At 34.6% G+C, this 25,826-nt stretch carries 26 protein-coding genes and 1 pseudogene; 18 read left to right on the top strand and 9 right to left on the bottom strand.

Going from position 1 to position 25,826, the window contains the following annotated elements:
* Window positions 1-19 precede the first annotated feature (19 nt).
* Window positions 20-1,234 (bottom strand): helix-turn-helix domain-containing protein, encoded by a 1,215-nt coding sequence (locus tag AB1280_RS09550; RefSeq protein ID WP_272189349.1) that lies wholly within the window; start codon window positions 1,232-1,234, stop codon window positions 20-22.
* 116 nt (window positions 1,235-1,350) lie between these two features.
* On the opposite strand from AB1280_RS09550, the gene AB1280_RS09545 reads away from it, so the two are divergent.
* The 5 genes and pseudogenes from AB1280_RS09545 to AB1280_RS09525 form a co-directional block, all read left to right on the top strand.
* Window positions 1,351-2,625 carry an MFS transporter gene (locus AB1280_RS09545; protein WP_272189350.1) on the top strand — a complete coding sequence of 425 codons (1,275 nt, stop codon included), beginning with the start codon at window positions 1,351-1,353 and terminating at the stop codon, window positions 2,623-2,625.
* Window positions 2,626-2,722: 97 nt separating this feature from the next.
* On the top strand, window positions 2,723-2,884 hold the full coding sequence (locus tag AB1280_RS09540; protein WP_272189352.1) for a peptidase: 162 nt from the start codon (window positions 2,723-2,725) through the stop codon (window positions 2,882-2,884).
* Window positions 2,885-3,127: 243 nt separating this feature from the next.
* Window positions 3,128-3,700 carry a histidine phosphatase family protein gene (locus AB1280_RS09535; RefSeq protein ID WP_272189353.1) on the top strand — a complete coding sequence of 191 codons (573 nt, stop codon included), beginning with the start codon at window positions 3,128-3,130 and terminating at the stop codon, window positions 3,698-3,700.
* An 89-nt stretch (window positions 3,701-3,789) separates the two neighbouring features.
* On the top strand, window positions 3,790-4,179 hold the full coding sequence (locus tag AB1280_RS09530; protein WP_020060554.1) for a hypothetical protein: 390 nt from the start codon (window positions 3,790-3,792) through the stop codon (window positions 4,177-4,179).
* 446 nt (window positions 4,180-4,625) lie between these two features.
* A pseudogene (locus AB1280_RS09525) lies at window positions 4,626-4,775 on the top strand (MepB family protein); the annotation flags it as partial.
* Between the two features lie 263 nt (window positions 4,776-5,038).
* Here AB1280_RS09525 and AB1280_RS09520 read toward each other — a convergent pair.
* From AB1280_RS09520 to AB1280_RS09505, 4 genes are all read right to left on the bottom strand, one after another.
* Window positions 5,039-5,620, bottom strand: a complete 582-nt coding sequence (locus AB1280_RS09520) for an SMI1/KNR4 family protein (protein ID WP_429755692.1) — start codon at window positions 5,618-5,620, stop codon at window positions 5,039-5,041.
* 341 nt (window positions 5,621-5,961) lie between these two features.
* A complete protein-coding gene (locus AB1280_RS09515; RefSeq protein WP_429755691.1) occupies window positions 5,962-6,117 on the bottom strand; it encodes a hypothetical protein in 156 nt (51 codons plus the stop codon).
* Window positions 6,118-6,129: 12 nt separating this feature from the next.
* Window positions 6,130-6,459 (bottom strand): DUF3147 family protein, encoded by a 330-nt coding sequence (locus tag AB1280_RS09510; protein ID WP_429755690.1) that lies wholly within the window; start codon window positions 6,457-6,459, stop codon window positions 6,130-6,132.
* Window positions 6,443-6,850, bottom strand: coding sequence for a transcriptional regulator, SarA/Rot family (locus AB1280_RS09505; RefSeq protein ID WP_429755689.1), 408 nt, complete (start codon window positions 6,848-6,850; stop codon window positions 6,443-6,445). The genes AB1280_RS09510 and AB1280_RS09505 overlap by 17 nt, the downstream gene beginning before the upstream one ends.
* Window positions 6,851-7,002: 152 nt before the next feature.
* On the opposite strand from AB1280_RS09505, the gene AB1280_RS09500 reads away from it, so the two are divergent.
* Both AB1280_RS09500 and AB1280_RS09495 read left to right on the top strand, forming a co-directional pair.
* The gene (locus AB1280_RS09500; RefSeq protein WP_429755688.1) at window positions 7,003-7,764 is read left to right on the top strand and encodes a protein phosphatase 2C domain-containing protein; all 762 of its coding nucleotides are present in this window, start codon (window positions 7,003-7,005) and stop codon (window positions 7,762-7,764) included.
* Window positions 7,765-7,972: 208 nt separating this feature from the next.
* Window positions 7,973-8,158 (top strand): Fur-regulated basic protein FbpA, encoded by a 186-nt coding sequence (locus tag AB1280_RS09495; RefSeq protein ID WP_272189362.1) that lies wholly within the window; start codon window positions 7,973-7,975, stop codon window positions 8,156-8,158.
* Window positions 8,159-8,704: 546 nt separating this feature from the next.
* Here AB1280_RS09495 and AB1280_RS09490 read toward each other — a convergent pair.
* Window positions 8,705-9,889, bottom strand: coding sequence for a GTP-binding protein (locus AB1280_RS09490; RefSeq protein WP_429755687.1), 1,185 nt, complete (start codon window positions 9,887-9,889; stop codon window positions 8,705-8,707).
* Between the two features lie 333 nt (window positions 9,890-10,222).
* Here AB1280_RS09490 and AB1280_RS09485 point away from each other — a divergent pair, with 333 nt between their 5' ends.
* Window positions 10,223-10,726, top strand: coding sequence for a GNAT family N-acetyltransferase (locus AB1280_RS09485; protein ID WP_429755686.1), 504 nt, complete (start codon window positions 10,223-10,225; stop codon window positions 10,724-10,726).
* 220 nt (window positions 10,727-10,946) lie between these two features.
* On the opposite strand, the gene AB1280_RS09480 is transcribed toward AB1280_RS09485, so the two are convergent.
* Complete coding sequence (locus AB1280_RS09480; RefSeq protein WP_429755685.1) at window positions 10,947-12,926, bottom strand: IucA/IucC family protein; 1,980 nt, start codon at window positions 12,924-12,926, stop codon at window positions 10,947-10,949.
* A 129-nt stretch (window positions 12,927-13,055) separates the two neighbouring features.
* Between AB1280_RS09480 and AB1280_RS09475 the strand changes: the two genes are divergently transcribed.
* The 8 genes from AB1280_RS09475 (at window position 13,056) to AB1280_RS09440 (ending at window position 22,041) form a co-directional block, all read left to right on the top strand.
* Entirely contained in the window at window positions 13,056-14,249 is a 1,194-nt protein-coding gene (locus tag AB1280_RS09475; protein WP_429755684.1) for an MFS transporter, read from the top strand.
* The gene (locus AB1280_RS09470; protein WP_429755683.1) at window positions 14,233-16,038 is read left to right on the top strand and encodes an IucA/IucC family protein; all 1,806 of its coding nucleotides are present in this window, start codon (window positions 14,233-14,235) and stop codon (window positions 16,036-16,038) included. Before AB1280_RS09475 ends, AB1280_RS09470 begins: the two co-directional genes overlap by 17 nt.
* A gap of 185 nt (window positions 16,039-16,223) precedes the next feature.
* Window positions 16,224-17,321, top strand: coding sequence for an alanine/ornithine racemase family PLP-dependent enzyme (locus AB1280_RS09465; protein ID WP_429755682.1), 1,098 nt, complete (start codon window positions 16,224-16,226; stop codon window positions 17,319-17,321).
* A 147-nt stretch (window positions 17,322-17,468) separates the two neighbouring features.
* Window positions 17,469-18,431 carry an ABC transporter substrate-binding protein gene (locus AB1280_RS09460; protein ID WP_429755681.1) on the top strand — a complete coding sequence of 321 codons (963 nt, stop codon included), beginning with the start codon at window positions 17,469-17,471 and terminating at the stop codon, window positions 18,429-18,431.
* 13 nt (window positions 18,432-18,444) lie between these two features.
* Complete coding sequence (locus AB1280_RS09455) at window positions 18,445-19,476, top strand: FecCD family ABC transporter permease (RefSeq protein WP_429755680.1); 1,032 nt, start codon at window positions 18,445-18,447, stop codon at window positions 19,474-19,476.
* The gene (locus tag AB1280_RS09450; RefSeq protein WP_429755679.1) at window positions 19,473-20,450 is read left to right on the top strand and encodes a FecCD family ABC transporter permease; all 978 of its coding nucleotides are present in this window, start codon (window positions 19,473-19,475) and stop codon (window positions 20,448-20,450) included. Before AB1280_RS09455 ends, AB1280_RS09450 begins: the two co-directional genes overlap by 4 nt.
* 33 nt (window positions 20,451-20,483) lie before the next feature.
* Window positions 20,484-21,305, top strand: a complete 822-nt coding sequence (locus AB1280_RS09445; RefSeq protein ID WP_429755678.1) for an ABC transporter ATP-binding protein — start codon at window positions 20,484-20,486, stop codon at window positions 21,303-21,305.
* Window positions 21,306-21,537: 232 nt separating this feature from the next.
* Window positions 21,538-22,041 (top strand): DinB family protein, encoded by a 504-nt coding sequence (locus tag AB1280_RS09440; protein WP_429755677.1) that lies wholly within the window; start codon window positions 21,538-21,540, stop codon window positions 22,039-22,041.
* A gap of 345 nt (window positions 22,042-22,386) precedes the next feature.
* Here AB1280_RS09440 and AB1280_RS09435 read toward each other — a convergent pair whose 3' ends face one another.
* Both AB1280_RS09435 and AB1280_RS09430 read right to left on the bottom strand, forming a co-directional pair.
* Window positions 22,387-22,695 (bottom strand): carboxymuconolactone decarboxylase family protein, encoded by a 309-nt coding sequence (locus tag AB1280_RS09435; RefSeq protein ID WP_429755676.1) that lies wholly within the window; start codon window positions 22,693-22,695, stop codon window positions 22,387-22,389.
* Entirely contained in the window at window positions 22,695-23,108 is a 414-nt protein-coding gene (locus tag AB1280_RS09430) for a tautomerase family protein (protein WP_429755675.1), read from the bottom strand. Before AB1280_RS09430 ends, AB1280_RS09435 begins: the two co-directional genes overlap by 1 nt.
* Window positions 23,109-23,217: 109 nt before the next feature.
* On the opposite strand from AB1280_RS09430, the gene AB1280_RS09425 reads away from it, so the two are divergent.
* Window positions 23,218-24,093, top strand: coding sequence for a LysR family transcriptional regulator (locus AB1280_RS09425; protein WP_429757322.1), 876 nt, complete (start codon window positions 23,218-23,220; stop codon window positions 24,091-24,093).
* Window positions 24,094-24,392: 299 nt separating this feature from the next.
* A complete protein-coding gene (nhaC, locus tag AB1280_RS09420; protein WP_429755674.1) occupies window positions 24,393-25,796 on the top strand; it encodes a Na+/H+ antiporter NhaC in 1,404 nt (467 codons plus the stop codon).
* The last annotated feature ends 30 nt before the right edge of the window (window positions 25,797-25,826 follow it).

Below are 25,826 nucleotides of genomic sequence, written 5' to 3'. Positions count from 1 at the left end.
ATACCAATTGATAGAGAGTTTAAAGTTTTTGAATCATTTGTAATGTTTCTTCAGTGAAAGAAGAGAACACTGGGGCATGGTAATCTTGCATAGCATTGTGTGCTTGTTGTGCTTCATACAGTGCTTGTTTTTTATTTTCTAGGTGCATATAGCATAGTGCACGAAAAGAGCCAGCTGTAGTCAATAATGCTTGGTCTATTGGATGGTGCGTATATGAAGGAATTGTTACTTGATCCAACTCATGTAATGCTTCGTGATAACGCCCTAAACCATATAATGCTTTTCCTTTTTCAAGATAATAGAAGCCGTTTTTTTCGGGCTCTAGCTTTATAATAAGCTCCCTTCCATATGTTTCAACATGAGAAAGTGCTATTTCATATTGTTTCGTGATTGTATTATGAAAATAACCTTCTAATAGATGAAGCGTGGTTAATGACAAATTATTTTCTGTAAAGATGGCAAATTGCTTTGATTTCTCTAAATTGTGTAAATATCCTTCTGTATCTTTAACAAATATAGCTTGAAAAGATAAAATACGATAAAACTCATCCATTTTATAGTACACTTGATTTTTTTTAGAAAAATCAAGTGTTTGTAAAAGGATAGCTTTACATTCCTCATAATTCCCAAGTGCTAATAAAAGAATAGCTTCATACCAAAAAAGCTCAATTTGCATGATTAAATCCATTTCTAAATGTTTTTCATTATATTCGTCACGAATATAATGAATCAATTGTAAGCATTCATTATATTGTTTTTTTCGAAACAATGAGTAGTAGGAAATAAGTTTTGTTTCGGTACTTTCCCGATATAAAGCATATTTTTCAAAAATGATGATGGCTTTCTCGATATACGTTTGTACATCGTAGTTTCCTGTATAAGCTGTTACTCTTGCATATTGTTTATATAAACGTGCAGCGTTCAATGTAGACGGTAGTGCATCATGTACAATAGGATGAAGGATTTCATATACCTCTTTAAAACGCAAATCTTGTATATGTTGTTCCATCTCTTGTACAAGAGTAGCAAGTTCATTTGCGTCTTCTTCTAATAAAAAGCTTGCATCGCAGCCGAGCTTGTCAGCGAGATAATGTAATGTTTTCATAGAAGGAGTTGCCTTACCATTTTCAATTTGACTGAGCATGCTTTTTGTTAGTTCTGTCCCAGCAAGTTCAGATTGGGTAAGTTTTTTTTCTTTTCGTATTGTCCGTATTTTTTCTCCGAGAGTAGTCATAGAACTTCTCCTTTTATACAAAAGTTAAATATAATTAAACTTTCTGTTGCTGAATTCTGAAAATTGATTATATAATAAGTTTAACACAATTTAACTTTTAAAGGGAGAGTGATTCTATGGAGGGTGTATTAGAAAATCAAGATGATACACGATTGAAAATTGCAACGCGAAATATTGTTTTGATGATGATTGGAAAATTATCATCAATGCTTGGAGCAAATATTTATACGTTCGCAATGGGGTTATACGTTTTAAAAACGACAGGATCTGGAATGGGATTTGCGATTACACTTGTTTGTGGTTCCGTTCCACGTTTAATTTGTGGACCAATTGCCGGGGCAGCAGCAGACCGAATGAACCGGAAGAAGCTCGCAGTTGGAGCTGATATATTAAGCGCTCTTATAATGTTCATCATGTTTTTACTTTCAACTTCATTTGGACTTTCGTTAATCTTCATCTATGTATCCGCAGCACTGTTATCGATATGTGCAAGTTTTTTCTCTATTACTTTAACATCTTCAATTCCATTTCTAGTTGATACAACACGTATTCAAAAAGCGAATTCATTAAATCAAACAGCTATATCGCTTGCAACCATTTTAGGACCGGTTATTGGTGGTCTTGTATACGGCTTATTTTCTATGAAATTCTTTTTTTTACTGAATGGTATTACATTTGCTCTTGCAGCGCTGATAGAAGTATTTATGGTTTTTGACTTGTATAAAGGAAACAAAAAAGAAGAGAAGGAACATATTTTAACGAGCATAAAAGAAGGTTTTGTATATGTGAAAGAGAAAAGTGACATCTTTTCGATGGTAAAACTTTCATTTTGGCTGAATTTCTTTTTTTGTGCAGTTAACGTTTCACTACCATATATAATCGTTCAAAAATTAGCACTTTCCTCTCAGCAATTTGGAGTCATAGAAGGAATGTTTGCGGTTGGGATGCTAATTGCTTCTATTATTTTATCCGTTCGAGCAGAGACAACAAATAAGTTTCAGACGATTCGCAGGAACCTTTTTATATTATCAGCCTTATTGTTTTGTATTGCATTGCCAATGTTTCTTTCATTATCTAATACAATGATTTTTATATATTACATTATCCTTATGATTCTTTTTGGGGTGAATTTAATCACAATTAATGTTCCAATGCAAGTATACGTTCAAAAAACGATAGCACCTGAATATTTAGGACGTGTATTTGGATTAATTGAAACGATTGCAACTGCAATTATCCCTCTTGGAACAATTTTGTATGGAGTGCTTTTAGACTATATACCAGCATCCACTGTGATTTTCATATCTACGTTAGGACTGTTTATTGTTGTGTTCTTTGGAACAAGAAAATGGAAGAATATTCAGCAACAAGAGGGTATAGCTGTTTCGTAAAAAAGAGCAGTCATTGTTACAAAAATATGAACTTCCTACATTTGGAGAAAAAAAGGAGTATACTAGTATCATAATCCAATTACAAGGAAGTGTCGGAATGAGTACGGTTAGTGCTGTATATGGAGTTATTCTTTCTTCTCTTTTTGTTTCTTTCATTATAGGCGTAACACGTTATATTCATAAGTGGAAAGAAGGGAATGCAAAGTTAGACCATATTGAAGAGGAAGTAAGTGATTTCATGTTACATCACGGGGAATAATTTTATTTATTATCCGTAACATTTTTAATCTTATAATTTTATTATGTAAACAAGAGAAGCGTGGTGTTCGAATAAAACATCATGCTTTTTGCTAAGTAAAGCATGATATTACTAAACTTATATAAGTTTAGTTTACAAATAATATAGGAACCCTGTTTTGGTAAGAGAATGAGAGCAACTAGCTATGCATTGAAGCGACTTATATGTTGAAAAAATAATAAATAAAGTAAAGGGGATAGGGGAATGACTATTATTTATTTTGTACGGCACGCACATTCTACATATACACCTGATGAGAGGGAAAGACCGTTATCTGAGAAAGGTTGGCAAGATGCAGAAAGAGTGACACAAGTATTGAAAAATGAACCGATAGATGTTGTCATTGCTAGTCCGTATAAGAGGGCTATTCAAACGGTAGAAGGGGTTGCCGCACATTTCGAATTAACAATTCAGATAGAGGAAGACGTAAGAGAGCGTTTATTAAGTTTGCAGCCAGTTCAAGATTTTGAACGAGCTATTACAAAAGTATGGGAAGATCCCACGTTTTATTTAGAAGGTGGAGAGTCAAACGTTATAGCTCAGGAGCGCGGAGTTTCTTGTATAATGAAAATCTTAGAGAAATATAAAGAGAAAAATATTGTAATAGGAACACATGGAAATATTATGGCTCTTATCATGAATTATTTCGATTCCAAATATGATTTTTCATTTTGGAAGGAACTACAGATGCCTGACATATATAAGCTGACATTTACAGAAAGCCAACTTGTTCAAGTAAATCAAATTTGGAAAGAAGATTTTGTAAAGAATGTATGAAGATTGAGGAAAAGAGCAGGAAATGATACAGCAGTAATAGAAATAAATGGCTGGAATACAATCGTTTTTAATAAAAGGAGGCTGTTCATATGTTCGAGAAAAATAATCGATTTTCATCCATGCCAGGAGAAGTTGTAGAAGTTCATAATGTGTATGAGATTTTACCACCTGACGGAACGATTATTGGCATGGCAACACCTGAGGAAATGGAAATTGCTGCAGAACTAGAACTAAAGCATTACGCTTTTTCACGTTTAATGGAAGCAAATATTCAATTAGACGGTGCCTCCTACAAAGAGATGCTAGAAGAATTTGAAGAATATGAAAGAAAGTCAATGGCTTTTTGGCGGGCATTGCATGAGAGATTATCTGTGCCATGGGCGTGGGTATTACGCGTTGATGTCGCAAACGGCCCTATTCATGTAAGTACTGGGAACTTGTTTTATGATGTAGAAGAGTTAGAAGAAGACTTTGAATAAAAAGAAGAGGAAAGCAGTGCTATTTTAAATAGACTAAACTAAGAAGAGGATATTATGTTCAATATATGAGCATATATCCTCTTTTCTTATACATATAAAATTAGTTATACAGATATTGGAAATGTAGTTCAGTATGTATATAATATTCAGAAAATAAAGTGTACTTAGGCGGAGGACGTAGCCCATAGCCTATAGCGGGAGGCGTAGTGAGGTCTTTAGACCGAGCGTTAATATTTTTTAGGGGTGAAGTGCTATGAGGGTACAAGAGGTTCTCATAGAGAATAACAACAAAAGATACATATTACTGGATCAAGAAGGATTCCCTGTAATGCCAGTTATGAAATATATAAAGTATTTATAACGTTATCAAAACATTTTCAATACCCTACAAGAAGGAAATATTATCTTTGGTAGAAAAGAGCGGATGAAACGAAAGTTAGGTGTTAAAAATGGCAATTAGAGTTTATCCTAGATGGGAAAATCCCACTAGCAAACAAGCTATCGAAGCACAGAAATGGCAATTAGAATATTTTGTTGGGATGAACAATACAAATAGTTTACCAATACAAGAACTATTAAAGCTATACTCTAACTAAAATTGGATAGCCATAAGCTGGCAAATAGTTGTGAATTTATACACTTAAACTATCAGGTGTAAAGTGATAATAAAGTTATTTAATTCTGATTTAAAAATATAAGAGCCTCGCTACAAATCATATTGTAGTAAGGCTCTTTAAAGTTGTTTAATTTCTAACCTTTTAAATGTATTTGTAGACAAAAATCAATAATAAAGTTGTTTAAATCTTGTTCAACTAAAGCACCCGTTAGTTGAAGTGTAATGCTTTACAAATTATTGAGATTATTCTTCTTCGTCTAGAAAATTAAAACCACCATCAAGAAGATCCTGTAAATACTCATCAAAGCTGTTTGCAATCACTTCATATTCATCAGGGTCGTGCAAAAAGCGAATTATTTGACCACATACACCTTCATCAGAAGGGTTAAAATCAATATAGAGTCTTGATGTTCCACCATTGTTCATACAGTCTGAAAAATGAATATACGTGCCAGGGAGAAGTCCTTCTGGATTTATCTTAGAATCAACAGCATCCTCGTCATCTTGGTATTCTAAAAGATAGGAGACGTCTTCTTCTTCTTTTGAACTTTCGAGCATCTGCTGTGTAGAAAGCAAATAATATGGATACTCTTCAACATCTGAGCCTAAAATACATACCGCAATTTTGTTTTCTCCATATTTTCGCCAATATGTACCATCAATATTTTCAAGTAAAGAGATTAATGATTCTGGACAATTTGGATATTCTGACCGTAATGTATCAATATCCTCTTTTGTAGCACCGTACGCTTTATTTAGTGCCTCGAGCTCATCTGTTGATAATGCTGATCTCAAGCCGTTTAAAAATTTGTTTACCAAATCCATTATTTCGTCCTCCCAATAATAAAATATAAAATTTATTTATTAGGCTATATGCCTAACATACATAAGATTATTCATTTTTATCGAAAGCCTCATTGCATCTTTTTGTTCAAGCAAATGTAAGCAGATAATCCCATTGTAATTATTGATAGGATAATTTTAGCATATTTCACTATTGAAATATGTCCGTAAATATCAAAATCAGGTCATTTTCACTCTACTAGGGGCACGGCAATGATTCGTTCTTTTTGTAATAAATTAAAATTTTTTAGAGAGTTAACCTGCACGGTTAATTCAATAAGAATTAAAGAACTTTATTATTTTTCAAAGGATTTTATTGTAAATTAAACAACTTTGTAGTATGGAGAAAGTTCATTTGCAACTTCTATCCAATTATAAAAGGAGCAAAGCATACCGGTTTGAATCACAACAGTTTGTTTACCTTGTCCTGTAATCAGCACTTCAACTTTTTTTCCGAAAACATCTACACGTGCAATCAAAATAAAGCACCCTTAAGTTTGAAAAAATCTCTGACAAGTTAATATTATTCCCCATACTCCTATACCGAATAGAATAGAAGTGCTAAGTGAAAATGAGTTGCGAAGTCCTAAATAAACGATGAATAATAGTAAGGCTGATGCAGGAAACCCATATAACACGCCAAGTGCAAAATCACTTAATTTTTCTTTAGAACCTTCTTCAACAGAAAGCCAGAATAGACTGAGTAAGCTAATTAACGGAAGTGCGGCAATGAAGCCACCGAGTGTACTATAGTGCTTGGCAATCTCTGTAACGCCCCCGATAATAAGTGCAGAGACGATTACTTTAATGAGAAAAGACATCGTAAGCCTCCTTTGCTAATAATTCGAATGCAGATTGAATCAGCTCTTTTTCTTCTTCAGATAATTTCTCTGCTATTTGTTTTAGTTTCGCTTCATCGAGCAATGTGTGTGTAGCTAATGCTTGCTGTCCTTTTTCAGTTAGCTTTACAATTACAACTCGTTCATCTTGCTGGCTACGCTCCTTTATTACAAAGTTTTTTTGAATTAATCGTTTAATATGTTCAGAAGCTGTGTTATGCGAGAGGTGCAGTTTTGCTGCAATCGTACTAATGGTTTGAGCTTCTTGTCGAGATATCATTTGTAAAATTCGAATGGCTTGGTGAGTTAAATTTTCTTCATATTCATGACGGAGATAAAAATAAATTGTTTCCCAATGTTTATTGATTAGCATGATTCCAACTCCTTTTTTATATCGTATAATACGATATAATCGTTTGTAAAGATGCATATGGCTTTATTTGTAAAAAATTTCATTGAAAAGTATCTTTTTTTTAGTAGATAATATAAGCTTATCTTATAATCACAATGAAACGAGGGATGAGGATGAAGGCTGTACATACCTTTAAATGGATTGGTGATAAAAAAGCGCGTTTAAATGAAATGCATGTTGAAAAGCTCGGTCCTCTTTTTATCGGATTATATGGCGGCAATACAAATGAAGATGCTGTGCTTGCTTGGTGTGATCCACAAGGTACATGGGAATTTGTGATGATTTTTGATGCAGACCATACAATTGAAAGAGCAAAGTTTATTATAGATATAATTTGTGAGAGAAAAGAGAAATTACTACAACTGTTTTCATATCCAAATCATTTAGTTTTTCATCATACGCATATGTATTTATTATCGTTATTTACAGATGAAACATTTATTGAAGAAAGTGAGAAGATGCAAGGAAAAACAGATTGTCTCATTTGTCTTCGAGTAGACCAGTTTATATATTGGTTGTCAGTAGGAGAATGTTTCATTTATTTATTTCAACCAGAGTCACAACAATGTAAACAGGGCCGTTTAAATGAACAACAGTTTTATGAGCGAATAGGTAGACGAAATATTTTTGCAACAGCAACTCCTTGTTTTACATCTGGTGTTCGTGAATTACAGAAAGGAACCAATCATCTTGTGGTCGTAACAGATGGAATCATTGCATGTGGTGAACGAATGTTTAAAGATGATCAGTTCTTAAACCAATCGTTGCTTAATGTTGGAGCTATACTAGAAAAGATGAACGTTTGGAAAGAGCCTAATAGTGCTGCAATGATAGGTTGGACCGTGGATGTAAATTGTCTAACTGAGAATGAATAAAGCAAATATAAAAAAGTTATGCTATTTACAAAACGCAGAAAAGAATTAATTCTTTTCTGCGTTTTTCTTTACGATAATAGCTTAGAGTGTTAATGATATTTCAATGCTCAAAATAAAATATGAATCTTTTTTATTTACTATCATACATATATATAATGTGGCCACAAAACGTTCATGCAGTAAATTGTCGAAAGGAGTTTGAAAAAGAATGAGTTATGGACTTCGTTATACTGTAGAGAAGAGGAAAAAACAATTGATTGAGAAGTTAATTGATGTAGGGATATATAAAGTATTAAATAAACAGTTATACGAATTAACTTTAGATGAATTGGAAAAAGAATATAAAGATCTTTTAAAATATGAAGGAGTGCAAGCTTCTGTATATACTAGTTAAAAAGCGACATAAAAGTCCTTCCTTTTTAGAGAGGACGAGAGCATCTGGCAGTGCATAGAAGCGGTCAGGGCCTTTTTCTACTACTTAAAACAAAATAGAAAACGAGTGCACATCATGGTTTATTTTGCATAGTAGCAACTTATATGTCGAAAAATTAAAATGAATAGATGGTTTACTCAGTATTCTTTTCTTTAGAAGAATTTTGATTGATGGAAAAGTTTAGCTGCTAGTAGGAGATAAAGAAAGCTTTATTTATGAATTCCCCTTTCACAGCGTTATGCAGAGAAAGGGGAATTTGTTTATCCCGCATTAATGGACAGTAATACTCCCACCCAAAAATTCAGCGAAAGCATTGTCCAGTTCCAGTGGCTAGAATGTTCGGTGGCTTCGCTTCTTCCTACGAGGTAAAAAGCACCTCTACGTCAGAAGCTCCATCCCCCTCACATTCTGGGCGAGCCGCTTCCGCTTTTCTGAAGAAGTTAGCCCGATTGGTGAGGGCTAATAATCAGTGGGGATGAAGAAAACCCCACTGATTAAAGTTTCACTTTATGAGACAGTCGTGAAGGGAGGGAGAGGATCATGTAGTCGATCCCAAGGTTGGCACATTTCTAGTTCCATTAATAAGCATTGATCTAAAGACTGTTCTATTTCTTGTTTATTCATATCAATACCGATAAAGACTAATTCTGTAATCCGATCCCCGTATATGTCATCCCATCGTTTTAAAATGTCAGGGTCCTCTGCGATGAGTTGCTGTTGTTCTTCTTTTGAAGCAGCTGCAACCCACTCACCAGCTCCTTGAATGATAATCGACGAACCAGCTTGTGAGAGAAGCCCGATCATATGATTGCGAGAAGCAAGCCAAAAGAAACCTTTTGCCCTAACAACGTCAAGTGGCCAATTTTCAAGCCATTTCATCAATCTTTCCGGGTGGAATGGACGTTTTCGACGATACACAAATGATGAAATATTATACTCGTCTGTCTCAGGAATGTGCTCACTGTTTAATTCTTTTATCCATCCAGCTGCTTGACTGGCTTTTTCATAGTCAAATAGGTTTGTATTTAAGATTGCTTGTAATGGTACTTGTGAATAAACAGCTTCAATGATACGAGCTTCCGGATTTAATCTTTGTAATAATCGATGAAGCTCTGTAATATCATCTTGCTCTAGCATATCGATTTTGTTTAAAATAATTACATTTGCAAATTCAATTTGATCGATGAGCAAATCAATCACTTCGCGTGTATCTGTCTCATCAATTGCCTCTTGACGATCTAATAAACTTTCACCGGAAGCATAATCATCCCAAAAACGATTCGCATCTACGACAGTAACCATTGTATCTAGACGGCATGCATTTGATAAGTTGATTGCTAATTCTTCGTCCATATATGTGAATGTTTGGGCAACTGGAATCGGTTCACTAATACCTGAAGATTCGATAACGATATAATCAATGTCTCCAGATTCAACGAGACGGTTCACTTCAATAATTAAATCTTCACGTAAAGTACAGCAAATACATCCGTTTTGAATTTCAACAAGTTTTTCTTCAGTTCTAGAAAACCCACCTTGTTTGACAAGTGCAGCATCAATATTCACTTCGCTCATGTCATTTACAATGACGGCAACTTTTAGCCCATCTCGATTTGTAAGTATATGATTTAATAATGTTGTTTTACCAGATCCTAAATATCCACTTAATACAGTAACCGGAACTTTTTTCATAGAAAGACTCCCCTTTTAAATCGTAATCATTACGCTTTATTTCTTGTTATATCATAAAGGAGATAAAAGGAAATTTCAATGATAAATCGTAATTATTACGATTTGTAAAATAAATGTAATAAACATGATACGAAGGGGATAAATTATGGAAATAGTTTACAGGATATTTTTGGAATGATACACTTAAGTAACCTGTAATAATGGATTGCAAAGTGTGATGCTTCCTTTATTTTGGATTACATATATTGGGGGAGCTGCCAATAACATATACCTATTTTAAAATTTGTTTTTGCCAATTTAAAATGGCGTACAAATTATGATAGGAGTGTAAAAATGATCGAATTAAACACTGAAAGATTAAGACTAATTCCTTTGAGTGCAGAAAACTTGAAATTACTAATTGATAATCCAAAGAAAATGGAACTAAGGTTATCTTTGAGTGAATCAAATAGATTTCTTAGCCTGGAGCTTAAACAAGCTATGGAAACAAGGCTTTCAAAGCTGTTAATTGATGAGGGGAATTATATATGGTATACCAATTGGTTAATTGTGTCGAAAGATAAAAATTGTAGTGTTGGAGGAATCATGTTAAAAGGTCTTCCAAATGAAACTGGTGAAGTAGTAATTGGTTATTATACTTTTCCTGAATATCAAGGAAACGGCTATATGACGGAAACAATTCATACTATGAAAAACTGGTTGTTAAATCAGAACGGTGTTATGTACGTTATTGCTGATACTGATAAAGACAATATCCCATCGCACAGGGTATTACAAAAATCAGGTGCGGAAATGTATAAAGAAACAGATGAATTATATTTTTGGAGATTTGTCTGAAATAAGTTCCATGAAAAAAATAACTAAGAGTCATCATTTTATAGTGATGTCTCTTAGTTAAGGCATCAGTACAATGTAGATTAATAGAATGACAAACCTTTGTTTAATTAACAGATGCCTCAGTTGAATATTTTAAGAGCGTGTTTTGATTAAATTTTTTTCAAAACACGCTCTTTCTTTTTGTTCGTTTATACAGAAGTCAAAAGAAGTTGTTTCTATTTCAATCGCATAATGGGTTTTTAACTTTCACATAAAAATAAGCATGAGCTTCTCCCATCATCCGCATAAGAGTTAAAGCTTTATAATCTACTTGATCTGCAAAAAAGACAGCATAGTCAGATATTGTACATTCTTTGTAGTTAACATCTTCTTGTAAATCTACAAAAATATTGTGTAAGACTTGTTTTACGATATTCCATAGCAGTTGTTCATCGAATTCATAGAACTGACTGATATGTAAAAATAATTCGCCAAAGTGATTTTGCATCACAGAGTAAAATACTTTATTACGCATACTTTTTTCATCGTCTACTAAAATTCTTGATTTATGATGAAACATGTTTAAATCAAACCCTGCATTTTGTAAACGGTTACGATGAACACGAATACCTTCCCAATCACGCACGAGTAATCGATCCGGTGTACCATCTTTTTTAAAGACAGGGACTGTGTTTTGCAGGTGACCTTCTAAGCCAATGCCGTATTTCACCATGAGGGGAATAAAACCGGTAAGAGCATTTGTTACATATTTCTCAATAAACATAACAATTGCATCGTGTAATGGTAGGTTATGGTTCTCTTTATATAGTTCAATTAGTTCTACTATGACTGGTTTATTTGTACCGTGTACGGAAGCGACAAGGGCAGATCCGACAATCGCCCATTCATCTTGATTCACATAAGCATGAATATTATCACGTATGACGCAAGCAAGATTTTCACTTCGTAATGTTTGGAATTCATCGTCTACGTCATTTGGATGAAGAAAATGAGCACCAGCCCGCTCCAAAATAGGAACAAAACGAGTATCGTCAATCATTGTATCTTGCGTAACAATTTGTTTTAAAATGTTGCTCATAATTGGTCCGTTATGAATCGTTTGTTCTGATAATGTTCGTACTTCTCCAGTTAAATGAATATTTGTTGTTAGTTTATAATGTGGTCTAATCGTATCGTATTGTGCAGGAAAGATCGTACGAAACGACATACCAGCTAAATATGTTGCTCTATAATCCAATAAAATAATCATTTGTTCTTCAAGTTCTTCAATGTAAATTTCACGTAACGTATGAGTAGCTTGCCATGGATGAATTGGTAATAGTATATAGTCGTCTATTTTATCACCAAGTTTCAGTTCTGCTTCTACTTGAAGTGCAGGTTCAAAAGAGAATAATACCGCATTCCAATTTTGTTCTTCCATAAAAGCTGAGCTTATGTAATTTTCGTGTACAGCTACAAAGCAGAGTGGAATGGCATTTTTAAACTCTGCTGAATATGCCAATGTTTCTTCAGGGCTTAATCCCTTTCTCATTTTGGCACCAGGATGACAAGGATGCCCTTCAATAACAAGCTGTTCAAAAAAGGCATAGGAATCGCGTGCCTGAGAAGCAGCTTGTAGCGCCTTCGTATTCTCAGTTTGTTTATGAAATGTATAAGCAAGAGCTAAATTAGCAGCGCTATTTGTAACATCTTCTTCAAACATATGAAAATAGGAAGGAGGTCCTTGCCAATTTTCCTTCATTAGTAATGTCAATACTTCATTCGGATGTGTAATTTCTTTTTCATTAGATGGTGATACGAGAATATACGGTCCACTTATAACTGGTCGTTCAAAAGCATAAATGTGCCGAATAGGTATAAGCAGGTATGCGTTTTGCTTCTTAAAATATAGTCCTTGTACCATTGGAAATTCGTTAAACTGCCGTGTATGAGTATTTATATAATCTATTAAAAAGTCTGGGCAGCACTGTTCTGAAAATGAAACAAATACCCCTTTATGTTTGCGAAGCAAAATCCCAGTCTCTGTCATGTTACATATATTTTCACGAATGAAGGAAGATAGTAATCGTTCCAGTATACCAGCTCGTCCTTTTTGAATCATTTGTTGATAGGTTTCATGTAGCGGTGCGTGATGTTGTTGTAAAAAAGAAAGCAAGTTTTGTTCCTCTAATTCTAATGTTTGAATTTTATTGAGTTGCATAGAAACCACCTTTCTCGAATTTTCTATCTTTACAGATAAAAAAGAATATTTTATATTATTTTACAAGGATAATGATAATCAATTTCAATTATAAAGAGTGCATGTAAAAATGCAACTGAAAATTTCGGGGTGGTTTTTATTCGCAAACTATTTTTTAGTAGTTCATTTTTCTTATTTATGGGGAATTGGCTTGGAATGACTGCGATCAATTGGTACGTTTATGACCTGTATCATAGTGCCACGTATTTAGGATGGATTAACTTTGTAAGGCTGATTCCTATTGTATTGTTTAGTGTATATGCAGGGAAGCTTTGTGATCTGTATCCGCGTATTAAGTTAATGAAGTCTTATTCTTTTTGGGGACTAGTGGTTACAACAGCACTTGCTATTTATGTTGTGTTTCTTACTCCTTCTTTTTCTATTTTTCTTCTTTTCTCATTTGTGAGAGGAGTAATTAGTGCATTGGAAACACCAAATCGAAATACGATTCTTTCTGATATTGATACGAACCATCAAATTAGTAAATTAATATCTATGAACTCATTTGTAATGAATGTTTGCCGCTCGACAGGGCCAGCTGTAGCTGGATTTTTAATTGCAGGAGGACATATTGAGCTGACATTAATGATGCAGGCAATTTGTTCACTTATTGCATTCATTCTCGTATTACCGATGAAAGATCGAACGATGAAAAAACGAAAAGAAAAGAAGAAGGCAAGCTGGGAACAAATTGTTCAATACTTTTCCAATGATCATATGGGAAGAAATATTTTTATTACATCAATGATTACAATGGCTTTTGGCTTTTCGTATACATCTGTATTGCCTGTACTTGTTTCTCATCAATTTACTGGAAAAGCGGAAGTATTCGGCATTGCGATGTCTGCAGCAGCAGTTGGTGCGATTATAGCAACAATTATTCTTCCTAGAATATTAGAGTATATTTCAGAAATTAAGATTTATTACATGAGTGTATCTTTGTTTTCCAGTAGTATAGCGCTCCTAATTATTAGTAATACATTTATGTTTTTTATACTATTATTCTCTATCGGTCTTTTTGGACAGTTGTTACGCTCTAGTAATCGTGTTTATTTTCAAAACAATGTTCGTGAAGAAGAACGAGGTCTCATGCTTAGTGTTGTATTAATGGACCGAGGAATGATTCCGCTCGGTTCAATTATAGTAAGTTACGCAATTGAGTATGTGGGGATTTCTGAGACATTTGTGATGATGGGGATTTTATGTATGATCCCATTTGTATTGCAATACATAAAAGTGAAAAAACAAAATAGGAAGGTGAAGAGTTTTGTCCATTCAAAGTAAACAATCCAATCGAGTACAAGCAGAATATCGTATTTTAAATCGTTTTTGTAATGCGTTAATTCGTGAAAAAAATTTATTAGAAAGTTGTGCTGTGCTAAAGCATGAGCATGGTATTGAAATTATAGATAGTATGAATGAAGCAGAATTATTACTAGAAGTGCAACAAGAAGGGGCATTTGAACGATATGAATTTTCTTTCCCACTTCGTTTTAAAGTAAGAGGGCATGTGATATGGATTGATTCATTGCAAGTGTTCTTTGAAGAGGTAGCACCATTCTTTCAGCTCCATGTTTCAGATGCTCTGCAAAATGAATTACAGAACAGCGTTGAGAACTTAGAATTGGCTTATGAGGCATGGGAACAAAAACAGGAATGGGTAAAACAACAGCTTGAAACAAACATGATGTTTTATGCGAAATACAAACCAAATAATCTATATCAATTTTTCGAAGAGTTAAAAAGATGTACGTCGTTTGATGAACTCTTATATACAGAGTCATTAGTAATTGAAGGACATCCACTGCACCCTTCAACAAAAACAAAACTTGGTTTATCGAAAGAAGAAGTAAAGCGCTATGCACCTGAATTTGAACAAGTTGTTCCGTTATATGTATTACTTGTTCATAAAGGTGTAATAGCAGTTACAGGAGAGCGTTTTGGAAAAACATTATTATATGAAAGTATGCCAGATTTATATGAAACAGCATATGAAACATTAGTAAATCAAAGAAAACAAATGGAAGATTATTATCCATTTCTTGTTCACCCATGGCAATATGAACATGTGCTAACCAAAGAGTATGATACGGATTTAGCAGAAGGGCGCATCATTCCAATTCCGTATCAACTTCCGTCCCGGGCGACGCTTTCATTTCGAACGATGAATCTACTAGAACTGTCGTATCATGTCAAGCTTCCGGTACGTGCGCAAGCTACGAGCGCGGTCAGAACGGTATCACCAGAAATAACTGTAAACGGACCGGTTCTTTCTTCGTTGTTTGATACGATTTACGCAAATGAGAAAGAGTTAGCACAGTCAGTAGTTGTTGTTCGTGAACGAGTTGGAGCTACTTTTACGAAAAATGATGATGTTCATTTAGGACGGAATCTTGCATTTATTTTACGAGAAAGCCCACATGTATATAAGCAAGAAGGAGAATTACTATGGGTTGGAGCTAGTTTAACAGCGAGTAATCCATTAAGAGAAGATGAACCGGTTATTGTAGATATGATGCGCACATATTTTGAAACTGAAACGATTGGTAAAAAAGAAGTATTTCATTATGTTGCTCACTATACTGAGAAAGTTATGATTCCTTTACTACAGCTTGTTTTACAATATGGAATTGCACTAGAAGGGCATATGCAAAACTCTATTATTGTTACAAAAAGCGGAGCAATCCAACGAATTTTTGTGCGTGATTTAGGAGGCGTGCGAATTCATAAGAAGACATTAGCGAAGGTAGTAGATATTGCGAATCTGAAAGAAGCAGTTGTATTTACAGATGATAGAAATGAAGTTTATAACAAGTTTATTCATTCCGTATTGCAAAACCACTTTGGAGATGTGTTATTTACATTAGCTCTTGCGATAGACGACGTACAGGAAAAAGAGTTATGGGGAATCGTTGCTGCGATTGTGAAAGAGTATATGGTCGATGCAACAGAAGAGCAAAAAGCAGCCATATTTGCAGATCAAATTGAAACAAAAGCATTGTTTTCCATGAGAATACAAGATCAAGCGAAATCTTATTTATATACAAAGTTTCATAATCCGCTCTGTATATAAATACAAAGTGAAAAAAACTTTCTTTTAGGTGGGAGGGAGCAGCTGGCTGTGTATAGAATCGGTCAGAGCCTTTTCCTGCCACATGCAAGAGGAGCGAAGGTAAGTAGCGGTCATGTCTTGTTCTACATAGCAGCGCCTTATATGTTGAAAAATGAAAATTTATTTATGTAGCAGGAGGAAGCAACATGATGCCTATTATGAAAGTAAATCTTTCAAAATTGAAGCATAATGCTATGATGATGAAGCGATTATGTGAGCGTTCAAATCTGATATGTTTTCCAGTGACAAAAGGGATTGGCGCTGCGAGAGAGGTCATTGAAACGCTTCAAGAGGCAAAGTATACAAGATTTGCTGATTCTAGATTACAGCATCTTCATCACATTCGTTCTATTGTCGGAAAAGAAGCTGAGCTTTTATTGATTCGTACGCCAGCTTTGTCGGAAGTAGAAGAAACGGTTCGCTGTGCGGATATTAGTTTGAATTCTGAACTAAGTATCATAGAAGCATTAGGAAGAGCAGCGAGAACATATGGAAAAGTACATCGTGTCATTTTAATGGTTGATTTAGGTGATCTTCGTGAAGGAATGATGCCGCATCAAGTAGTAGAAGCAGCGCAAAGGGTATCAAATATTCCCGGAATTGCACTTGATGGTATTGGAGCAAACTTTACTTGCTTTAGTGGTGTGATTCCAACTGAGAGTTCTTTGCAAGAATTAACGCAATTAGCAAATTTAGTAGAAAAGGAAATAGGCGCACAACTTCGGTTTATCTCAGGAGGGAATTCAAGTTCGTTACCACTTATTATGCAAAAGAAACATATTGGACGTGTCAATTCTCTACGGATTGGAGAAGCTATTTTTCTAGGAAAAGAAACAGCGTATGGAAAAAATATTCCCTTTATGTACCAAGATGTATTTTCAATTGAAGCAGAAATCATCGAAATAAAAAGGAAGCCGTCTATGCCAAGGGGAGTCATTGGAAGAGATGCGTTTGGCCAAGTTCCGTCTTTTGAAGATAAAGGAGAGCGACTACGAGCAATTGTTGCAATCGGAAGACAGGATCTTGATATTAGCGGTTTACGAGCTTCTGATAAGAATATTAAAATTCTGGGTGGAAGTAGTGATCATTTAATTGTTGATATAACGGATAGTACACCACACCGCATAGGGGACAAAATGACATTTGTTCCAGCGTATAGTGCATTGCAAAGTGGTATGGTTTCATCACTTGTACGAAAACAATATGTGTATGATGAAGTGCTGCAAAAAGCGCTTATTTTATAAAGTGAAACGAGAGCTATTGCTAGCCAGTCGAGTGTATGAATCATTCCCCCAACACTTTTTTTGGGGAAATAATAGACAATTCCTAAAATTATGCTATCATATTAGATGAAAATGATTATCAATATTACTCGTATGGGGGATTACATAATGAATAAGAAAAAAATGAGTACTTTACTTGTAGCGATGTCATTAGCGGTGGGAGCGCTTGCTGGCTGCAGTGGAGGGGCAAAAGAAACAGCTAAAAAAGAGGATAAAGCAGAAGCAAAAAATCAAGCGGGGGCAGTGAAAATTAAACATGAGTGGGGAGAAACAGAGTTAAAAGAGACACAAAAAAATATTGTAACTCTTGACTTTTCATTTATTGATACATTAATAGATTTAGGTGTTACACCAGTTGCAAATGCTGGAGTAGGGAAAACGAAAATTCCAGAATATTTACAGGATAAAGCATCGAAAGTCAAAGATGTTGGGGAACGAAAAGCACCAAACTTAGAAGTGATTTCATCAGTGAAACCTGATTTAATTATTGCAAGTAAAGATCGACACAATATGATTCAAAAAGAATTAAAAGACATTGCTCCAACAATTGCATTTGATGATAACAGTTATGAAGAAGTAATGAAAAATATGGACACCATTGCTAAAGCAGTTGGAAAAGAAGAGCAAGCAAAAAAGATTCGTACAGAATTACAAGATAAAATTTCAAAAGCAAAAGAGAAAGTAAAAGGAAATCCATCAGTACTTGTTATTGGTGCTTTTGATGATGAGTTTTCTGTATGGATTAAAGATTCATTTATTGGTTCGTTAATGACAGATGTTGGCGTGAAGTACGCATATGAAGGGAAAAAAGAAAAAACAGAAGGTAAAGCAGAAATTGCCAAAATTACGATGGAACGTCTAAATGAAATCAATCCAGACTATATCTTCTTATATGGAGAAAATGTAGAGAAGTTTAAAAATAATCCACTGTACAATAACTTAAAAGCAGTAAAAGAAAAGCATGTCATTAATGTGGATCGTAATCTTTGGGCACGTGGGCGCGGACCAATTGCAGCAGATAAAATTTTAAATGAGGCACTCCCGGCATTAACAGGTCAGTCTTCTAAATAAGGAGTTGGAGACTTTGTATCATACACAAACTAGAAGCAGACGGGCATTACACCCGTATGCTTCTTCTACTTTGCAATTTATTTTCTTTTTTCTACTATTAGTAATGGTTGGAGCTCTCTCTGCATTATTTCGTGTAAAAGGATTATCATTTCATAACATATCGGAAGTATTTGCAACGGATACAAAAAATTTAATTTACTATACAGTTTGGCAAGTACGTGTACCGCGTGTCGTGCTAGGAGCTTTACTTGGCGCGGCATTAGCTGTTGCCGGGTGTCTATTACAAGGGATTACGCGAAATCCGTTATCTGATCCAGAAAATATGGGAATAAATCAAGGAGCTTCTTGTTTTGTTGTCATTGCCCTTTTACTATTTGGAGAGAAGGATACGAGTTTTATTATTTTGCTAGCAGCTTTTCTTGGGGCGACTGCAGGTGGAAGTGTGATTTATTCATTAGCATTTCGCGGTGAATATACACCTTCACGTCTTGTGCTTGCTGGGATTGCGATGAGTCTATTCCTTGGATCATTAACGACAGGAGCGATTTTGTTATATGAAACACAACTAACAGAGATTTTATATTGGATGGCTGGAAAGTTATCAGGGGCAAACTGGCAAGATATAAAAATGATGTTAGTTTCGGCAGTTCCTGTTATGATTCTTGTGTTTTTTCTAGCAAATCAATTGAATATTTTATCTCTTGGTGAAGAGACAGCACGTGGACTTGGTGTAAATGTACTTTGGATTCGGAGACTATTTGCGTTTTTAATTGTTATTCTTGTCGGTAGCACGGTTGCGGTAGCTGGACCGATTGGATTTATCGGACTTATAGTTCCACATATTGCAAGAAAACTAGTTGGTCAAGATTATCGAATTATTATACCATTTTCGGCATTGCTCGGTGCTAATCTTCTTGTCATCGCAGATTTTGCAGCGCAATGGGTGTCTTATCCAGCGGATACACCTGTTGGCGTTATTACAGCACTTTTAGGTACACCATTCTTCATATATTTAATGAGAAGGAAGAGAGGTGCTGTGAAATGAAGAAGCTTGGCCGATTTACAATTGTTATCATAGTAGGTTTTATATTGCTAATTGCGCTTTCTCTGCTAAGTTTACGGCTTGGCGCTGTACCAACACCACTTGCTGAGATTATAGAAGGACTGATGATAGGAGAAGGTGTTGTACTAAAATATCGTTTACCGCGTCTTATCATAGCGATTTTAGTTGGAATTAACATGGCGTTATCAGGATCGATTTTACAAAGTGTAACACGAAATCCCCTTGCAGCACCTGATATTATTGGAGTTTCTGCTGGCGGAGGATTAGCAGCTGTTATTATGCTCCTTATGTTTCCAAGTGTACCGGCAATTATGCTCCCTATTGCTGCATTTGTCGGGGCGATGATTGCGAGTTTGCTTGTGTATGTATTATCGTATCAAAAAGGAGGAGTAAAATCGGAGCGTCTTGCACTATGCGGCGTTGCCATTTCTACGGGTTTACAGGCCCTTATTACATTTATTATTGTGAAATTTGCGGTTGATTCCTCACAAGCTCTTGTATGGCTAAAGGGAAGTTTATATGCAAGGTCTTGGGAACATGTTGATATGCTATGGCCATGGACGATAATTGGAGCGGTCATTACATTTGCAAGTTATAAACAAATGAATCTTTTATTATTAAATGAAGAAATAGTAAAAGGTTTAGGCATGCGTATTAATGCTGTTCGTCTTGTGCTAATCGGCGTAGCTGTTGCCTTAGCGGCCAGTTCAGTAGCGGTAGGAGGGACAATTAGTTTTGTAGGGCTCGTTATCCCACATGCGGCGCGACTTCTTGTTGGGTCAGACAGTAGATTGTTTTTGCCAGTTTCAGCGTTATTTGGTGCAATACTCGTTACGGGTGCAGATATGATGGGGAGAATTATTATTCCGCCAATTGAAATACCAGCTGGTATTATTACAGCTCTTATTGGCGCACCGTATTTTATATATTTACTCGTGATTAGAAAAAGAACATAGTCTCCTCTAAATAACAAATAAGGAGTGAACAAGATGACCAGTTTACATACGGAACAGTTAGAGCTTACGTACGGAAATCAAACGATTATTAATCATCTTGATTTATATATTCCAGAAGGAAAAATTACGGCACTAGTCGGCCGAAATGGATGCGGGAAGTCAACGATTCTAAAATCGTTAGCACGGCTGCTGCAACCAACTAAGGGTCACGTATATTTAGATGGTAAAGCCATTCATACGATGCCAACAAAGGAAGTATCAAAGAAATTGGCAATTTTACCACAATCACCGACGGCACCTGAAGGATTAACGGTAGAAAGTCTCGTTTGGCATGGGCGTTATCCGCATCAACGCTTACTTGGAAAGCGAACGGAGAAGGACCATGAAATGGTAAACTGGGCGCTTGAAGTAACTGGAATGAATCAATTTACAGATCGTACATTAGAAGAACTGTCAGGTGGACAGCGTCAGCGCGTTTGGATTGCGATGGCACTTGCGCAAGATACGGAGTTATTATTACTAGATGAACCGACAACGTATTTAGATATGGCCCATCAGTTAGAAATATTAGAGTTATTGAAAAAATTAAATGAAGAAGAAAATCGAACGGTTGTCATGGTTGTACATGATTTAAATCATGCCGCTAAATATGCACATCATATTGTTGCGATTAAAGATGGAGATAAAGTAATGGAGGGAGCACCAAATGATATTTTAAATGATGAATTGTTTGAAACAGTGTTTGGTGTGAAAGCTCGTGTTGTATATGATCCAGTTGCAATGACGTATATGTGTACACCGTATGCATTACTTTCAGAGAAAAAAGAAAAGCTCGAAGAAAGAATTGTTGGATGAAAAACTGTTGAGAGAAGATTCTCAGCAGTTTTTTTATCGGGAATTTTAGCTCGCTATTTCGCATCTCAAGATGGAGAAAGAAGTGCAAATAATAAAGTTATTTCATTTTATTGTAGGCTGTTTTCTCAAAGATTGTTGTTTTTGTAACATAAAACATAAAAGGAACATACGTTTTGGTTTTTGGAATTTTATGTTATAATTATATTAACTTAATTTAGAAAGAGGGATTAATTTGAGTGAGGTGAAAAATATAATTAGTCATTTTAATCATTATTCATTGTGGTTAACCACTTTAAAAGAAATCGATGAAACATTATGGTTTAAACCGATAGCTGATGGTAAATGGTCTGTAAGTGAGATAATAGCACATATTATGAATTGGGATAATCATTTATTAACAGAAGTCCTCCCATCTGTACAAAATGAAAAGGGAATGAAGTTTCCAGATTTTGATACACATAATAAAAAGGCGGCAAACTACGCAAAATCAGGTATATCACAATCAAAACTTCTTGAAGAAGCAAAAAATACAAGGGAACTACTTGTAAAAGAACTTAACGAACTATCAACCGAAAAATTAAAAAGGCCATTAACTGCAAACGGTGTAACTCATTGTCCACATACTGGAACTCCTTACTCACTTATATATATTGTAAAGGAATTTACAGACCATGATAACCATCATCAAAGGCAAATTATACAATTTCTAGGGGGAAACAGTCTATTTATAAAATAAAGATGTAGCTTAAAATCAGGCTTGATTAAAAGTGTTCCTCAAAACTGGATTGTACGATAAAATAAAGTGAAACTTCCATCAGTGGGTAGCTTCATCCCCCACTGACGGTTAGTTGAACCAATCGAGCTTTTACGGGCAGTTATCCCCAACCTATCTTCTTTGCTTCCCTTTGAATCTTGAGGTGGGGGTCTTACTGCCCGTTAATGCGGGATAAAAAGCAGCCATTTTGAAAAAGCTTAGTCAAAATGGCATTTATGTTTGAATGTAGATTTTTGGTTTCATGGAAAAGTTGATTATTTCTTTTGATGTTAACTAGATGCTTTAAGAAATACTATAATGTTATTTTTAACTTAGTATTTTATTTAGCGCTGTAGTTGCTTTCGGCCATCCAACATAAAAAGCCATATGTGTTATCAAAGCAATAATTTCTTTTTCGTTAATTCCATTCTTTTTAGCTAACTGTAGATGAAATGGTAGTTGCTCCGTACTGCCAATACTAATTAGAGCGGAAAGGGTAATTAAACTTCTTTCTTTTGATGTTAATGCCGGATCTCTCCATACCTTTTCAAATAATATGTTTTCACCGTAATCAACAAACTCGGGAGCAATCTCTCTCATTTCCTTTGGTATATTGGAGTCGATACGATCATTCATTATTCTTTTTCCTCCTTCATAGTAACCATTTGTACTTTTCCTTGACCAAATGACCAGTTTTCAGCAGATGTCTCGTTTAATGTAATAAAAATATTAGTTGTAGGGATGTTTAAACGATTATAAAAAGCTTCCGCGATTGATTGATATAAATCTCTTTTTTGATTTATTGTTCTTCCTGATCCGCATGTAATAGAAACATGTATCATTTTATCTGTTCTTTTTTTTTCACCCTCTAAGAGATAATACGGATCATAAAAAAATTGATTAGATGGATAGGATAAAAACATTTGAAAGTAATCATTCTTGGGAATATTAAAATGTTCAATTAGTGAATGATGAATACTATTGCTAATCTTTTTTAATTCCTCTTTATTCAATTGCCCATCTGGATAATAAACATTAACAAACGGCATATATGCACTCCCTTTCTTATAACTTTATTTTACATCGGTGTTCTTGATTTATATAATTGAAAATAAATAATAATATTATCAATAAAATCGATGGAGATTAGGTGTGAAAATGGAAATAAAAGAGTTAAATACATTTAAAAAAATTATAGAAGAAGGAACTTTTTCACTCGCAGCTAAAAAATTAAACTATGCGCAGTCAACTGTAACAACACATATAAAAAAACTAGAAAATGACCTTGGGTTTCTTCTATTTGAACGAGGATGGGATGCTCGATTAACAGATGAAGGTATATTATTTGCTGAGGAAGTAGATAACTTATTAATGCATTGGGATTATTCAATATCTCAAGCGCAGCGAATAAGTAATGAAGAGAAGGGGAATTTAAGAATTGGTTTATTGGAATCAGTTGCAGAAAAAGTAATTCCATATATATTAAAGTATTTAGACGATGAGAAGCCATACATACATTGTGACTTTGTCGTGGGAAATACAGCACTTTTATTAGGAATGATTGATCAAAATAAGATTGATTTTGCTGTTTGTGGAAACAACAAAAATATTTCTAATGTGAATTTCACTCCACTATGCAAAGAACAAATCGAATTTATCGTAAGTAATCCCAATCATCCAGTATTATCAAAAGAATCAGTTGAAATATCTGATATTATTAATTACCCCATTTTGATTGGAGAAAATAGTTGTTATTATTATCAATCTGTGAATGCTTTTTTATCAGAGAACGATTTATCTTTTAAGAGAGTCTATAATTGTAGTGCGCTACACCTTATTCCACAACTCGTTTTTGGAGATGCAATAGGCATCATCCCTAAAGGAACTATTTTAAAACAAAATTCAATAACCTTTAAAGTTAAGGGATTTGATCCTAAAATGCCGATAGGATTATTAATTTCTTCTAAAAAAAGAAACTATTTAAATCAAACAAAGCAGCAACTTATGACTTTGATTGAATCGTTGCTGTTATAAATAAATAATTATTTATTTGATTAAATGCATTATATAAACTTTTGAAAGTTGAGAATATAAAAAGAAACTATTTCTATCAATTTTAAAATAGTTTATTTTTTTGAATATTAATGAAATAAGAAAAATTAATGTATTTTTTCAAATTAGCATTGCGAAATACATGCGGTACTTTTAAAATAAAAAGGTCGTGTATTTATTATACTAAAAAAACAAATCGGAATAATATGAATATTTATGTTTATGTAAAAAATAACTAAACGATATGCATCATGTTATTGCTTCATAAGGAGAGAAGAAATTTGAAAAGTGTAAGATTACCATCGATGATCGAAATCATCATTCTTTTGCTATTATTTTTAGGGGTTGTATTTTCATTTCAGACAACTTTTGATTTACCAATTCAGCTTGCGTTATTTATTTCATGGTTTCTTGTCATTGCGCTTGGATTAAGACTTGGGTTTCGTTATCAAGAATTACAAGATGCAATTACAAAAGGAATTTCGAATGGACTTGAAGCAATTTTAATATTAGTGGCGGTTGGTGCTCTTATTGGAACTTGGATTGCTGGCGGTGTTGTGCCAACACTAATTTATTATGGTTTAGAGTTTATTCACCCGAGTATCTTTCTATTAGCAACATTAATTATTTGTTCGATTACATCTATCGCAACAGGTACTTCTTGGGGGACGGTAGGTACAGCTGGTATTGCCATGATGGCAATTGGTGAAGGACTTGGATTACCACTTCCTCTTGTAGCTGGTGCAGTGCTGTCCGGTGCGTATTTCGGAGATAAATTATCACCATTATCTGATAGCACTGTACTTGCAGCTTCTATGGCAAAAGTAGATGTTATTGCGCACGTTCGTGCTATGTTGTATTTAGATATTCCAGCTTATATTATTACGGGTATTATGTTCACTGTTGCAGGCTGGGTATATGGCGGGAAGAATGTAGATTTAGAAAAAGTAGATTTTCTAAAGGCATCTTTACTAAAGCAGTTTGATATTCACATTTGGATGCTCGTTCCAGCGGTCGTAGTCATTATCCTTTTAGCGATGAAACGCCCATCTATGCCTACAATTGCAATGGGGGCTCTTCTTGGTGCGATTTGGGCAGCTGTGTTCCAAGGCATGCCTTTTGGAGAAGCGATTGGTACAGCTTACAAAGGGTTTTCTATTGATTCCGGTATCGATTTCATCGATAAATTATTAAATCGCGGTGGAATTGAAGGAATGCTTGGGTCAGTTGCTGTTATTATTTTCGGACTTGGTTTTGGTGGTTTATTAGAAAAGCTTGGTGTTTTAAAAGTTATTGTTTCAAAGTTTGAGAAAAAATTAACAAATGCAGGTAATGTAACCCTTTCGACTTTAATTGTTGCATTTTTAGCAAATGTATTTGGCTGTGCCATGTATGTATCGTTAATTTTAACGCCAAAAATTATGGAAGAAAGCTATGATAAATTAAAATTAGATCGCCGCATTTTAGCACGTAACTCAGAAGTAGGTGGAACACTTACTTCTGGGATGGTTCCATGGTCTGATAACGGTATTTTTATGGCGGGTATTTTAGGCGTCTCGACGCTATCTTACCTACCATTTATGTGGCTGAGCTTTGTATCATTAGCGCTCGCTGTTATTTACGGCTATACAGGTAAATTTATTTGGTATGTAGATGATGTAGAGAAAGAAAAACAAGTATCATAGTATGGAAAAAATCATCCTTTCGCTTATGGC

This window comes from Bacillus sp. S10(2024) (assembly GCF_050473865.1).
GTDB lineage: Bacteria > Bacillota > Bacilli > Bacillales > Bacillaceae_G > Bacillus_A.
The sequence above is the reverse complement of the archived record's forward strand: the minus strand, read 5'-3'. Positions and strand labels throughout refer to the sequence as shown.